The organism is Veillonella sp. oral taxon 158 (assembly GCF_018376515.1).
In the GTDB taxonomy this organism is placed as follows: Bacteria; Bacillota; Negativicutes; order Veillonellales; family Veillonellaceae; genus Veillonella; species Veillonella rogosae.
The window spans coordinates 229,224-242,830 of sequence record NZ_JAHABE010000002.1 but is presented as its reverse complement, the minus strand read 5'-3'; the positions used below and the strand labels follow the sequence as shown (position 1 = coordinate 242,830).

Annotated in this window: 20 protein-coding genes and 1 pseudogene; all 21 read left to right on the top strand. The window is 34.1% G+C overall.

The genetic code is table 11. The features are described from left to right. Nucleotides 1–193, top strand: a pseudogene (locus KH364_RS02365) (tetratricopeptide repeat protein); the annotation flags it as partial. Between the two features lie 137 nt (nt 194–330). Continuing rightward, a complete protein-coding gene (locus tag KH364_RS02360) occupies nt 331–1,110 on the top strand; it encodes a hypothetical protein (RefSeq protein WP_245875962.1) in 780 nt (259 codons plus the stop codon). 470 nt (nt 1,111–1,580) lie between these two features. Continuing rightward, the gene (locus KH364_RS02355; RefSeq protein ID WP_273298373.1) at nt 1,581–1,790 is read left to right on the top strand and encodes a hypothetical protein; all 210 of its coding nucleotides are present in this window, start codon (nt 1,581–1,583) and stop codon (nt 1,788–1,790) included. Nucleotides 1,791–1,854: 64 nt separating this feature from the next. After that, complete coding sequence (locus KH364_RS02350; RefSeq protein WP_273298371.1) at nt 1,855–2,265, top strand: hypothetical protein; 411 nt, start codon at nt 1,855–1,857, stop codon at nt 2,263–2,265. Nucleotides 2,266–2,414: 149 nt separating this feature from the next. Continuing rightward, the gene (locus tag KH364_RS02345; RefSeq protein WP_273298369.1) at nt 2,415–2,582 is read left to right on the top strand and encodes a hypothetical protein; all 168 of its coding nucleotides are present in this window, start codon (nt 2,415–2,417) and stop codon (nt 2,580–2,582) included. A gap of 2 nt (nt 2,583–2,584) precedes the next feature. Further along, nucleotides 2,585–3,160: a hypothetical protein gene (locus KH364_RS02340; protein ID WP_273298367.1), complete on the top strand. Its 576-nt coding sequence runs from the start codon at nt 2,585–2,587 to the stop codon at nt 3,158–3,160. 763 nt (nt 3,161–3,923) lie between these two features. Continuing rightward, nucleotides 3,924–4,073: a hypothetical protein gene (locus KH364_RS02335; protein ID WP_273298366.1), complete on the top strand. Its 150-nt coding sequence runs from the start codon at nt 3,924–3,926 to the stop codon at nt 4,071–4,073. A 135-nt stretch (nt 4,074–4,208) separates the two neighbouring features. Beyond that, nucleotides 4,209–4,742, top strand: a complete 534-nt coding sequence (locus KH364_RS02330) for a hypothetical protein (RefSeq protein ID WP_273298365.1) — start codon at nt 4,209–4,211, stop codon at nt 4,740–4,742. A 116-nt stretch (nt 4,743–4,858) separates the two neighbouring features. After that, nucleotides 4,859–5,458 carry a hypothetical protein gene (locus KH364_RS02325; protein ID WP_273298364.1) on the top strand — a complete coding sequence of 200 codons (600 nt, stop codon included), beginning with the start codon at nt 4,859–4,861 and terminating at the stop codon, nt 5,456–5,458. A 97-nt stretch (nt 5,459–5,555) separates the two neighbouring features. Continuing rightward, nucleotides 5,556–6,056, top strand: coding sequence for an SMI1/KNR4 family protein (locus KH364_RS02320; RefSeq protein ID WP_273298363.1), 501 nt, complete (start codon nt 5,556–5,558; stop codon nt 6,054–6,056). Nucleotides 6,057–6,426: 370 nt separating this feature from the next. Then, complete coding sequence (locus tag KH364_RS02315) at nt 6,427–6,678, top strand: hypothetical protein (RefSeq protein ID WP_273298362.1); 252 nt, start codon at nt 6,427–6,429, stop codon at nt 6,676–6,678. 155 nt (nt 6,679–6,833) lie between these two features. Further along, entirely contained in the window at nt 6,834–7,238 is a 405-nt protein-coding gene (locus tag KH364_RS02310; RefSeq protein WP_273298361.1) for an immunity 22 family protein, read from the top strand. A gap of 119 nt (nt 7,239–7,357) precedes the next feature. Beyond that, nucleotides 7,358–7,744: an SMI1/KNR4 family protein gene (locus KH364_RS02305; RefSeq protein ID WP_273298359.1), complete on the top strand. Its 387-nt coding sequence runs from the start codon at nt 7,358–7,360 to the stop codon at nt 7,742–7,744. Between the two features lie 239 nt (nt 7,745–7,983). After that, nucleotides 7,984–8,523, top strand: coding sequence for a hypothetical protein (locus KH364_RS02300; protein WP_242013256.1), 540 nt, complete (start codon nt 7,984–7,986; stop codon nt 8,521–8,523). Between the two features lie 532 nt (nt 8,524–9,055). Then, nucleotides 9,056–9,613 (top strand): DUF4303 domain-containing protein, encoded by a 558-nt coding sequence (locus KH364_RS02295; RefSeq protein WP_273298356.1) that lies wholly within the window; start codon nt 9,056–9,058, stop codon nt 9,611–9,613. Between the two features lie 32 nt (nt 9,614–9,645). Further along, on the top strand, nt 9,646–10,143 hold the full coding sequence (locus tag KH364_RS02290; RefSeq protein WP_273298388.1) for an RHS repeat-associated core domain-containing protein: 498 nt from the start codon (nt 9,646–9,648) through the stop codon (nt 10,141–10,143). A gap of 96 nt (nt 10,144–10,239) precedes the next feature. Further along, nucleotides 10,240–10,821 (top strand): Imm26 family immunity protein, encoded by a 582-nt coding sequence (locus tag KH364_RS02285; protein WP_273298354.1) that lies wholly within the window; start codon nt 10,240–10,242, stop codon nt 10,819–10,821. Between the two features lie 387 nt (nt 10,822–11,208). Beyond that, entirely contained in the window at nt 11,209–11,667 is a 459-nt protein-coding gene (locus KH364_RS02280) for a TNT domain-containing protein (RefSeq protein ID WP_273298386.1), read from the top strand. A gap of 233 nt (nt 11,668–11,900) precedes the next feature. Beyond that, the gene (locus tag KH364_RS02275; protein WP_273298353.1) at nt 11,901–12,425 is read left to right on the top strand and encodes a hypothetical protein; all 525 of its coding nucleotides are present in this window, start codon (nt 11,901–11,903) and stop codon (nt 12,423–12,425) included. 5 nt (nt 12,426–12,430) lie between these two features. Continuing rightward, complete coding sequence (locus tag KH364_RS02270; protein WP_004694811.1) at nt 12,431–12,676, top strand: hypothetical protein; 246 nt, start codon at nt 12,431–12,433, stop codon at nt 12,674–12,676. A gap of 360 nt (nt 12,677–13,036) precedes the next feature. After that, a complete protein-coding gene (locus KH364_RS02265; RefSeq protein ID WP_273298348.1) occupies nt 13,037–13,582 on the top strand; it encodes a cation:proton antiporter in 546 nt (181 codons plus the stop codon). Nucleotides 13,583–13,607: the final 25 nt, after the last annotated feature.

The following is a 13,607-nucleotide window of genomic DNA, read 5'->3' as shown; positions in this document are numbered from 1 at the left end:
TGATGGCAGTACATTTCTATGGGCAGGTATTATCTATTACGAACTAGGTGATATGGAAAATGCCTATAAATATTTTGACCTAACTTATAATGAGCTACGTTACACACCTTTCTCTATGGAAGACAAAAAATATTGGCAATTTTATAAGCAACGTAAAGAAGAAATAAATCCTAAGAAAAAAACCAAAAAGTAAGATTCGATATTTTCAGACGATCTTTTTTGTACCGTACTTAACCGCCGCTACGGCTACGACCTGTTCGGCATCTCAAGAGAGATGAACGATATCCATGGTAATCTCTTATGGTACGGCGAATACACCGGCTGGGGTTGTTGCCAGAGTTTGGTATTGCGGGTTATAAAGATCCTCGACATAAGAATGATAAATTATCAGCGCATGAGTTATTACAAAATGCTAATTTATTTGATCCTAAAAAATTGAAAGTACAATCGGCAATGGATAACATTGAGTTAAATACAAATTTAACTAGATATGGAATCTATATAGGCTTGTTAAGAAGAGGATGGGAAATAAAAATGATTAAAGCTATTCAAGAAAAAGTTATTTTGAACGAGATTAAGGAAACTAGCCTTAATCGAATAGGAGGAAATATTCCTAAATATTTTGATGATAAACAAGATTGTATTTCAGAAATGATGTTTTATGGATGTTTTGAACATCCATTAAAAACTAATTTTGTCTTATCTATTTTCTTGCCTAAAAATCATGATATTATGCTTGATAATAATATTTATCCTAATTGTGCAATAAAAGTTTTTACTCATCCAAAATCTGAGGAAAGTGAAATTACTTCATTTACAAATATGGACTTAAATAGAATTTATTTTGAACCGTATAGGAAAGCAAATAGTGATGATTTATCTGGTTTAGTAACAGTAGGAGGAGAATTGCAACTGATTCAAGAAGAAGAATATTATTATAAAAATTTAGAAGAAAACGGATATTTGTACTTGATGAGTATAGATGAAGATTATTACCCAGATAATCTTCTTAATGGTAATTACCCTTTTAATTATGGGGCATTGTATATATATTACAAAGAGAATAAAGATAATATTGATGTAGTAGCTGGATTTTGGCAACATTCTTAATTCATCAATAATACTTCTTTCATTAGCAACAAGCCGTAGCCTATATAGTTCTCAAAACTCACAGATAGGGAACGCGCAAGCCGTAGCCCGGAGAAAATCTTCAGTCCTGACATGGAGTGCGTGCGGTACGCATGCGGTTTCTGTTTTTCAGATGACCTTAATACCTTCTTTGAGGTCGTCTGAAACATTTATTCTTTAACAATCTCATTAGTAGTTAACATAGAAGTCGTCTGAAAGAGGAAACCCGAGTAACGGATAGTGCATACCAGCCCTTCCGCTTGTAGAACCAATATGCTGACCATGAGCCGGGGCTGTATTATAACTTCTTTAGGTACTATGAGCCTGATGTGGGGCGGTTTGTGAACCAGGATCCGATCAAGCTTTTGGGCGGGGATAATCTTTATTTTTTTGCACCGAATCCCCTAAATTGGTTGGACGAATTAGGTCTAAGAAGCCGATAGCTTCGCAACATGCTAAAAAATAAAGATAAAACAATTAGCCCAGTATATGGTAGATCCGTTTATCAAGACGATAGAATTATTGATTGGGCAAAATCAGACATATGCAAGATGTATAAAGATGAAGCTGCTGCTAAAGGTACTGATGGGAAAAGTATACAGTTACATCAGGTAGAAGGCAAAGAACACTGGAAGAAACGTGCAGAAAGCTATTTAAAATAACAAGAGAAATATGCAGAAGAAGAATGTGGATAATTTCTATTATTTTTTACTAAAGGACTATATTATGAAAGAAATCTTTAAACAATATAAACTCCCAACATCTTATTTAGAATTCCTTGATAAATATAAAAATGGGCTTTCTCAAATATTATATAATTCAGTGGATAATATAAATTTTGATGAAGCATTGTTTTATGACTTATGGAGTAAAGAAACTCTTTTTGAAGATACATTTTCAGATGGCCCAAATTATCAAATTCCATTAAATATTATTAATGAAATAATTATAGACTTTAAAGAACCAGATTATTTTAATGAAAAGATAGTTAAAAATATGTTTGCAATAGGTCTACAAGATTCAGGATTTTTATGTTTTAATCCAGAGGATAACTCTCTTTGTGTTTTATATCCTGATGGATTTATAACGACAATTGCTTCGTCATTTGATTTCTTTACCAATAATATTAAGGAATAATTAATAAGCAAGCCGCAGTCCGTACAAAACCTCCAATCCCAACGTAGGTTGTGTACGCGATTTCTATTTTCAGACGACCTCAATCCTTTTTCGAGGTCGTCTGAAAACCCATACTGACGGCGAAGTGCAGAACTATTTCTACGATCTGCATGACCAACTGGTTAAAGCCAAAATCTTCAAAAAAACGGCACAAAAGAAACTTGGTCCTACACCTACGACGCCTTGGGCAGAAGGATAGGCATAGTCCTTTTAATTTGAGAGAAGTAACTAGAGAACAATATGCAATGCTTGCCCCTTATAGAAATCTAGGAGATTAACCATGAAAGCAATAGAAATTTTAAAGAATTTTGTGGAAGAAAAATTATCAACTGAAGAATTGGAAATGGCGTTGTATTCCAATCAAGAATTAATTTCTCTGTTGGAAAATACTAAAGCTAAACCTTATATGAATAGTAATTCCACTTATGAATATTTAATTAGTCAGGATTTGACATCTCTTGATGCAAAGTTAAATTTGATGGATATTTTCAGGGAAATTTTAGATTACAAGCATATCCCGTACTCTTCGAATTCAACGACAGAAAAAAATTTTGATTTGATTTTGGAGGCTATTCCTAACTGGATACCAGCTGATATGGGTTATTTAAATTCCTTGTATGACAAGTACAAACCTAAGACGGTGACCACTTTTAAAAAGATCGTTAAGGAACATTTCATTTGCATGGATAAACATCCTAAATGGTTACAGGAGCCTGATTGGCCTATCGTTGATAATATTCCCGCAATGTTTCTAGGGCAGTTAGATATATCGAAGTTGAAGCATGATACTACTTATTTGTACATTTTTTTGGATAAAAAAACAAACAGATATATAGAAGTAATACAGTCTCTATAAATGAGCAATCTGTAGCCAATGAAATCTACAATTCCGATGTAGAGTGCGAATGGAACGCACGCACGCGACTTCTGCTTCTCAGACAGCCTCGAAGAGAAAGCTGGATTCGTTTCGGACGGCAGCCATTTACTGCAAGAAATCCAACTGGACGGCAGATATATCTATATCTACACCAATCTGGATTCCTACGATCCTTTAGCACAGGTTCGCGATCGGATAACCGAAGACGGAGAAGGCGTCCAACAAGCCCACTACTTCCTTTTAATCTTCCTTCTTCTATTGTGAAGACTCAAGAAGGTTGGGAAAGGATGGTTGATATGAATTCTCTTGAGGGTAGATTAGTTGCAAAAAGAAAACCTACTTCTCAAATGCCAAATGCTACAAATGTCTAAACGTGTGGAATGAAAGGACAGGATGGGAAAATTATAGAGTTTCCTAATTTAGTACGAATTCACAGTAGTAAAAAAGATAGAGGTGGAAACTCAAGTGGCGGTGGATATCCTATGAAGGACTTAAATCTACTGTGGTGAAAATGGGATGTGTATTAACAAAGTATAAATGTATAGAGATAGCATCAATCATGGTTTTAAATATAGGGATTTAAGAAACAAAATGTTGCAAATAGTTATTGATAATCTGGAAGCTTTAAAATTAGATTATTCTCGTTTTGAGGTAGAAAAGAATTATTTTAATAGTGAGTTGTTTAATATGTTCTTTCCCCAATAAGGTTGGAGAGCTTACCATTTGGAATGATTTGAGTAGGGTGAAAGAGTGGATTGATCCCCTTGGTCTTGCTGCGGAAGGTACTTTAGGTACATATGGCAAATTGAAAGGAAGAGGTAATCAAGCACATGAATTTATTAGAAATAAGATGTTAGAATTGATGGGGGAGACTCCGCAAGTAAACGATTAAGTGAAAACCCTAGCATCGCTGCGTCTCATGAACGCCATCAAGGTCGGGATAATTCAAATTCTATCCATAAAAATGAGAAAACAGGCTCAGCGATATTTAAAATCTTTAGGGTATTAAATTTTAGGAGCTACTAAAATGTTAGGTGAATTAAAAATCATAGATGAATTTGCAGATAAATTTGATTTTCGAATGTTTGGCCCAGCTCTTTTAGAGAAAGAAGTTAGTTGGCCTGTAGATTATAATGGAAACCCTATGCTGTTCTTTATAGGTCTTCCTGCAAATTTATTAAATAAAAAACTAGATATTAACTTGTATTGTAATATTTTTATCACTTACGATCATGAAGATGACCAACATATATATGATTTGAGCGATAAAAATCCAGAGCCAAATAAAAGTTCTTGTGTAATTTTAAGTGATAATCGTTATTCAAAAGTAAAAAAAATAAGCTGTATCGAACCTAGTAAAAAACTTTTAATCAGTGAGTCTCATGATGAGGTACCATACTGGCTACAAGATCCTATTCAGAAATCAAATATGTCATTTCAATTTCAAATATATGCAGGAGAGATAGATAATATGTTCCAGCAAGATTTTGGAGATGAGTTTTATTATTTTTTCTGTAATGAAAATTGTTCAGAAGGTAATGTCTTTGTTCAAATTACCTAATGAAATATTTAGAGTAAGCAGCACCTAAATCTATAAAAGCAGCATTATCGCATTTGTCTGATGGTGTTCAAGTATAGTTCAAGATAATCTAACCAATATATGGAGGACTTAAAACTATGAATATAGACTTTAATAAAATTGCTGAATTTTGTGTTACAAAAAATCAGAAAAAGAAGATTGCTATTCTTCAAAAGAAATTTTCTTTTAATAATTCTAAGAGTAGAGAAGCGCTTACCGACTTAATTAGTAGTTTATTTGTCAATAAGATATATGAACCTTTCAAAATCATTATTCCTGCTATTTTGCAAATGAAATTTGAAGAGGATTTTGAAATATGGGGAGATGTAGAATATATACTTGGTCTTTTGAATGAGTCTCCTATTATTTCTAGTGATCAGAAAAAGCAATCTTTTGAATTACTAAAGTCTGTAACCGAGTATAAAAGCCAAAAAGGTGCTCAAGAAGGATTAGATAATTATTTTGCACGACACCTATCACTATATTTTGTTGAAGAAGGAATGGAAAATGTGAAGGAATCAATTGAAGATGATGACCTTGAACTTGAATACTTTATGAGGTTAGGACTATTATCTGCAGCTTCTGTTGTTAAAATCATCTGCAATTCTACTAATGATTTATTAGAAAAACAAATGAACGAGATTATTTTGAAACAAATTCAAGCATTACATGAAGAAAAATTGTTGAAATATAGTTAAAAACCAGCAAGCTGTAGCCCGCACAAAATCTTCAGTTTTAATTAACCAGATTATTCCTAGATAATAGATATAAAAATTGAATGAAGGATATTAATTTATGGATAATTTCAAAAAAATTCTTGTGGATATACAAGATTTAATCAAATCTAGTAATGGAAACTTAATTAATTATGGAAAGTCAAATTTTATTTTCAAAAAAAGATATGATGTTTCTTTAAATGAGATAAATGATTTTGAGAAAAAATATAAAGTCAAATTTCCTAATATATATAGAGAATTTCTTTTAACAGTAGGATCTTGTACTTTGTTTCAAGATGGGTTACTACCTGGATTCGATTTTTTAGCTCCTAACGAACTTTATGATTGGTCACAACAAGTTTTTGAAGGAACTGATTGTAATTTATTCCCTAATATCTTAATTACAATTTCTATTCCAAGAACTGGCGAGCAAGCTGGTTTCCTTCTTACAAAAGAAAATGAAAATTTTGGTATTTTTTTCCCCGATATTCCTCCTGAAGAGTGGGAAGAGGATACTGAATTTGAAAAATTTGAAGACTGGCTAGAAAACTTGATGAAAGAAAAACTAGAGGAAATTTAAAAATTTTGAATAACTAATTTTAAAAATATTTATCATTTAGCAAATCTAACAAAATAACACCATGCCGTCTGAAAACACTATCCTAAACCTTTTCAGACGGCCTTTCTCGTTCTTTAACAATTCAACTTTTCACTACCGTTTACGGACGCGACGGCAAAAAACTGTGCGGTTTCGCCTACCGAAACCACATCATGGTCGAACACAGCCAGCCCGACGGACTGGTGTCTCGCTACGAATACGACAGCTACGACCCCTTGGCACAGGTATGCAACTGGACCAGTATGCCGACTGTGAGACGGGGCTGCATTACAACCTCTTCATGTATTATGAGCCTGATGCAGGTCGGTTTGTTAATTAGGATCCGATTGGGTTGGATGGTGGAGATAACCTATACTTATTTGCTTTCAATAGCCAGATATGGGGCGATGCACTGGGACTTCCCAAAGCTCCATGGGGGAAAGGTAGCTTTGATTCTTGGTTTGATAGTGCAAATGTTTCAGATATTCGCAAAGTTATGGCAGATCCAAATACTAAGAATGCAATACCAAATGCTTTGAGAAATGGTGGAGGATTCCATGAATGGTTCCCCGTTTCAATGGCGGATAAATTGGAAGGAGCATAAACTAAACGTGGTGCCATCATGAGGATTAAGAATTTTGCTGAAAAGTTTACTCGTGGTGGTAAAAAATCTGTTGGGGGATGTTGAGGAATATAGATTAATACCCTATTATGTTAAAATATAATTATTATTATTTATGAACAAAGAGAGGATCTTATATGATTGATTCAACAACTAAAGATATGATTTCTGTGTGGATGGGGACATCTTTTAAAACACCTGATGAGTTTAATGGATATACAGATGGAATGGAGGACTCAGATTCTCATTGTCCAGCTTTTGCAGATTTTGGAGTTTCATTTATTGATTCCGATTATTTTGTGGCATTCCAGACAGATAATGGAGAAATTGTGCCAGTTGAAGTGTTAGCAGAAGAAGTTGGGGCACACTCCAATAAAGTTATAAAAGATATTGTGAAAGTAGCAAAAGAGAAAGGAATAAATGAAGGTAATTCTTTATATTACTATTCTAATGCAACATTTTATGAGGAAAATCCAGGTAAACTTTACAATGATTTGAAGTTTATAGGAACTTTTAAAGACCCAAGAAAAAAATATCGCTAGTGATAGTGAAATATTAGTCAGGATATCCACCCGTACGGCAGATATCGAAATATAAAAGGTTATTAAACGAGCACTAAGTCAAAGTTACACGTATTTCAGAGAACTAGGAGCACTTTAAAATGAATAGACATGAATTAGAAGCCTTATATACTTTAAATAATCCTGCTACTAGCCAAGCTATAAAAATGTTACCTTCAGAGTGGCATATTTTATATCCTTCATATCTTCAATTTTTAGAACTAAGCAACGGATTATTTGGAGATGAGATAACCCTTTTGGAAGCCGAGGATATCCAACAAAGGAATATTGACTATGAAGTAAAAGAATATTTGCCGAATTTTCTTATGATTGGAGATAATGGTGGAGGGGTTGCCATTCTGATGGATAATAAAAATCAAAATATTTTTGCTGCCGGCATGGGAGTAATGAGTGAAGACTCCTTAGAAAAAATATCATCTTCTTTAGAAGACTTTCTATTAGTAAAAAAAGGAATGTTTAATTATTAGCAAGCCGTAGCCCGCACAAAATCTTCAATCCTGACGTAGGGTGTATGCGCTATGCACGCGGTTTCTGTTTTTCAGACAGTCTTAATCCGTTCTTTGAGACTGTCTGAAATATTGGTTCTTTAATAATCCGATTATTGATCAGCATCAAGGCCGTCTGAAACGTTCGTTCTTTAAATAAACATTTTAAAAATATACTTGTACTGCACCAATTTCTAAAAGTAATAGTAAGAAAGGAAAAAATGATGACTCTTTATCAAATATACTCTGCTGTTGATAATGAAGAAGCGTATGTGGACTTAAAACAGGATGATAGAAAAATTGTAGAATTTATTAATTACAATAAAGGTAATTACACAGATGAAGCAGTTTTTATAGCTCAGAGTGGATATACCTCCAAAAATATTTCTAATACAGATTTTATTCAAACAATTCCTAAGATGTTATTGTTCTCTGAAACTTTCATTAATAAATTGGCTGATAAATTAAAAAATGAATTAGATTTTTTTCCGGCTAAACTTAGAATCAAGAATGATGAATTTAAATTTTTCCTTGGAAAAATTAAATTAACTGCTGAATTGGTAAATATGGAAAAATCAAATTTTTATGAAATAGATGGAGAGAAATTTATCGATTATCCACCTATATTCTTTGAAAATATATCTGGCTTCGAGTTTTGTGCAAAAGATATAAATGATGATTTAATTTGGGCTTTTTCTGATAAATTTAAAGAATTAGTTGTGAGTAATAATTTGAAGATGGAATTTCTACCTCTAACATGAAATATCCTGTAAGTAAGTTATAGCAAGCCGTAGCCCGCACAAAACCTTCAGTCTTGACATAGGGTACGTACGGTACGTACGCGGTTTCGCCTATCAAAACCACATCAACGAAGACGGAGAAAACCGACAACAATCTCACTACTTCCACAACGATCAAATCGGCATACCGAAAGAGATGACCGACATCCATGGCAATCTTCTGTGGTACGGAGAATACACCGCCTTGGATCGTCTGAAAAAGTACGAGCGGGTTTACAAGAATGTGCATCAACCGTTTAGACTGCAAAACCAGTATTATGATGAAGAAACCGGGCTGCATTACAACCTGATGCGGTATTACGAATCTGAGGCTAGGCGGTTTGTGAATCAGGACCCGATTGGGCTTTCGGGCGGAGAAAATCTGTATCAGTTTGCGCCTAATGTGTAGGATCGTTGTTGGTCATCCTCGCCCTCATAGTGAAATGCATAATAGAAAATTTCATGAAAAGGTACGAGATAGATTAAAAAATGTAATACTTAAGGAGGTAGCAGGATGAATTATTCTGATGATATATTTGAAAAGTTAGTTGCTACAATCGAAGAGGCAACAAGTCAGGCGGCTATAGATTTGTTCAATTCGACAAATGAAACTTTTTACTTCTTTGTGTTAAGTACCACAGGTGAGGCACTGGCTCCTTTTGTGAGTGCTTGGTCATATGAAGCATTAAAAAAACAAAGCATTGCTCAAAATTGGGATGCTTACGATATTGCAGATTTTAAATGGTCTTCGATAGATAGTCCTTACTTAGAGTTTGGTTCACAATATTTCCATCAAGTAAAGCAAGCTTTCTTAGCTCGTATTGATATTCACTCATTAAAAACAAAAGTGGAATATGAAAAAGAATTCAATTTCCGGATTAATGTGATGGAGGAAGCACTTCATCGGTGTGATATGAAGGGAATATTCTCCTTAAATCAAGCTCGTTCAGAAATAATGATTAATGTTGAAGTATTACCACCCGATTATACAAATACTATTCGTGCGAAAAAATTAAATCCTATCGAATCAATCCAATTTTGGTTAAAAGAAGCTGCTGAAACTGTGGAATAATTAACTTTTCTTGATAGTAAGCAAGCCGTAGCCTGCAAAACCAATACTTCGATGAAGAAACCGGACTGCATTACAACCTGATGCGGTATTACGAGCCAGAGGCCGGGCGGTTTGTGAATCAGAATCCGATTGGGTTAGATGGTGGAGCTAATTTTTATCAATTTACTAGCAATGCTCAAATTTGGTTAGATCCATTGGGATTAAAAAAATATTCTGTTTATGGATTGTATAGGCCAGGGGATAGTAAATCTTTTTATATCGGTATTACGGATAATATAAAGACGCGTGCAAAACAGCACAGGAAATCAGGAAGATTAGTTGGGGTAGAAGAATTAGTGGAATTATATAGCGATTTGGATTACGAAACTGCTCGTGGATATGAGGAGGGTTGTATTCGACAACAAGGAACACTGACAGGAAAAAAACTTAAAAAAGGTCAGAAAAGTAATTTTAATCCTAAAAAAACTAAAACCAGAGGAAATAAATGTCATTCGTTTGTTGAGAATAAGACCCGTGATGCCAAAAGATAGAAAGCAATGGTTACTGGAAGAGACCATATTCTCAAAAATGGTTGTAAAAATCTTCCAATAATTTAACATTCTATGCTATAGAAAAGGAAAAGTATTATGAAAATATTTAATTGGGAAAAAAACAAAACTTTATATAGATATCTTAAGAATGGTGATTTATTTTGCTTTAAAATAGCTGATAAATTATTCGGTTATGGTAGAATAATCGCTAAAAATAAGCTTGGTGCCACTGTAGGGATTTTTGATTTGTTTACTTCAAGTCCAGTTGAGCTATTCGATTATAAAAATGCTGGAAATTACCCAATTCTATTCAAAACCGTTTTAGACTGTCATACCTTATTTGAATCAAAGCTAGAGTCAGACTGGCGGATAATTGCTCAAGATCCCGATTACCAAGATCCAATCCCTAGTGAAATTACTTCCATTAATCCTGCTTTAGAAGTGGCTCACAATGCAGATTTTTCCATTGCACAAAAAATAGATGAAGAGGAAGGTAAACAAAGAATACTCGAGAGAATTGAATTACGTGAAACACCAAGAAGTCATTATCATATCCTAAGTCTGCTTATTCGTTATAAACCAGAAATTTTTAATTTACCTATTGAATCATTTGCAGAATTTGGAGATTTTATTTCGGATGAGTTTCAAAAAATTCACCACCGGAATTTAAAAGTGTAAAAAGCAAGCCGTAGCCTACACAAAACCTCCAGTTCTTACGTAGGGTATGTGCAGTACGCACGCACGCGGTTTCGCCTATCAAAACCACATCAACGAAGACGGCGAAAGCTGCCAACAAACCCATTACTTCCACTGCTACCAAATCGGCATCCCGCGTGAGATGTCCGATAAGGACGGCAATCTATTATGGTACGGCTAATACACCGCATGGAGTCGTCTGAAAGAGGAAACCAAGGTAACGGATAGCGCATACTAGCCCTTCCGCCTGCAAAACCAATATACCGACCGTGAGACCGGACTGCATTACAACCTGATGCGCTATTACGAGCCTGAGGCCGGGCGGTTTGTGAATTAGGACCCGATTGGGCTTTCAGGCGGAGACAATCTATATCTTCAGTAGGAACACCATACCCTATGAGAGCGTTACCTCCTGGTTCTAATCGAAAGCCTTATACCATATATAGGGTACTGAAACCAATTGATAATGTAGCTGCAAGTAAAATTATGCCGTTGCTTGAAGAGAGTGGATTAGGGACACAGTATGAATTACCAAAATCCGTTAAATCATATAGAATCTGGGCATTTGGAAGAGGTGAAAATAGGAAAATGTTAAAAATTAATGAATTGAATTCATATCTTAAAAGTAAAGGAGTACCAGAAGATAGTTACTCAATCAATGAAGTAAATGATGAATCATTATGTATTGTTGAAGAAAATAAAAAATGGCATATATTCTATTCTGAAAGAGGATTGAGAACCGAAGAATATTGTTGCCAAGATGAACATTTGGCAATTCTATATTTTATAAATCGCTTATCAAAAATGTTAAAATTTTCTTTCGAATGAAAAAAAGCAAAATGTAGCCTGTATGAAACTTTTAATTATGGTATGGGGTATGTGTGTAACATACACGCGGCTTCTACTTTTTAAGCGACATCTAAATCTTCTTTGAAGGCGTCTGAGCTATCGATTCTTTAACAGTTTCATTACCATTAGCAATGGCATTCTATCTAGAGGTCGTTTTTCCTGATGGCTGAGAAGCTAATTGACATAGACAAATACAGGAAAGGATATATATTATGTTGAAAATATTGAATAATTCTTTGGATGGAATTGTATTGGGTCAAAAAAAGGCTGACTTTGATGATGTTATTTTAAACAATCCCAATTATTCATTAGAGTTTGATAGAAAACACAAGATAGAATCTGATTCAGAATTGATTACTGTATCTTCCTTGAGGAATTGTGATGAATTTTGCTTAAATGGAAAAGTTATTAACTTTTCAGATCTTGAAAAATTTTTAGAAGAGGAGGATCCTCTAAATGGAGGAACAACATTAGAAATGTTAATTGAAGCTAGAAAAATTATCATGCCTACGTGGGATCAAAATAACCAAGCAAGCATTAAAGCATGGGAAGATATTTCATCAGAGTATGCAACATGCGCTTCTGGTACTGTAACAGGCGTTATTGGCAAAGATCTGCGACCAGGAAATATATGGGAAAATAGAGAATTACCCGCTTTGAAGAACAATCCTAATATAACAAAAATAGTAATAATAGCTCCTAAAACAAAGATTTCAACTGTTATATTTCAAAGGTAATTACTATGGATGATTTCGTAATTGAAAAAATTTCAAGAGGTATGTTAATTGTTTCTTTAAATGGACATGAAATTTCATTTGAAGGAGAAATGTTCTTTCCAAATAATGAGTTTCACTTTTCCCTATATGCGAAAACAGCAAAATTTACTAAGACCAACCAAATTTTAAGCAAGGAAGAGTTAGATAATATTTTAGAACATTTAAAAAAAGAATTTATTTTAAAAAATAGAGTATTAGACATAATTTTCTAAATTTAATTATCAACTGTAAAGTAGCCCAAGCAAGCCGTAGCCCACACAAAACCTTCATTCCTGACGTAGGGTACGTGCGGTACGTACGCGGTTTCGCCTATCAAAACCACATCAACGAAGACGGAGAAAACCGACAACAATCTCACTACTTCCACACCGACCAAATCGGTATCCCGCGCGAGATGACAGACAGAGATGGTAATTTGCTGTGGTTCGGCAACTATACCGGCTGGGGTCGTCTGAAAAAGGATGAGCGCGTCTATCGGAATGTACATCAACCGTTCAGATTACAGAACCAGTACTTCGATGACCAAGTGTTGACAATGCTCGCGGTGTATATGAATAATGAAAGAATAAATTATGAATATAGAATTGCATATTGAAAGAGTACAATCTATTTTAGATCAAATGGATCTACAAAAGAAATGTAAATTTGCAGCTTGGTGCTGTAATGCACTGATCATTGAGAAAAAAATAAATGAAAATATGACTAAAATAACTAATTCAAATGTGAACTACCAACTCTGTGATGCTATCATTAAAGCTGGTTGGTATGATTTCTCCCAAATAAATATTGGAATCTCTCAAAAAGCTATAGAAGATATAAATTGGAATGATGATGATCCATTAAATGATATGGTAGAAACACAAGGAACTATAGAATTATTAGCTTCGATTCGAAATATGTTACTAGGTATACAACAAAAATCATCTGATAGTTATTACTTTGCTGCATGTGCTGAAAACGTAATTAACTGGAAAGATGCTTTAGTGAATTTCCCATACTCCGAAGATGGCAAAATAGAGGACGAAAATTTAAAACGTGAATATGAAATTCAATTGTTATTTTTAGATGATTTAAGAAATAGTATAATTACCTTACAGGATATTAAGAAATATAGATAAATGGATGCAAGCCTAAGTAGACTGT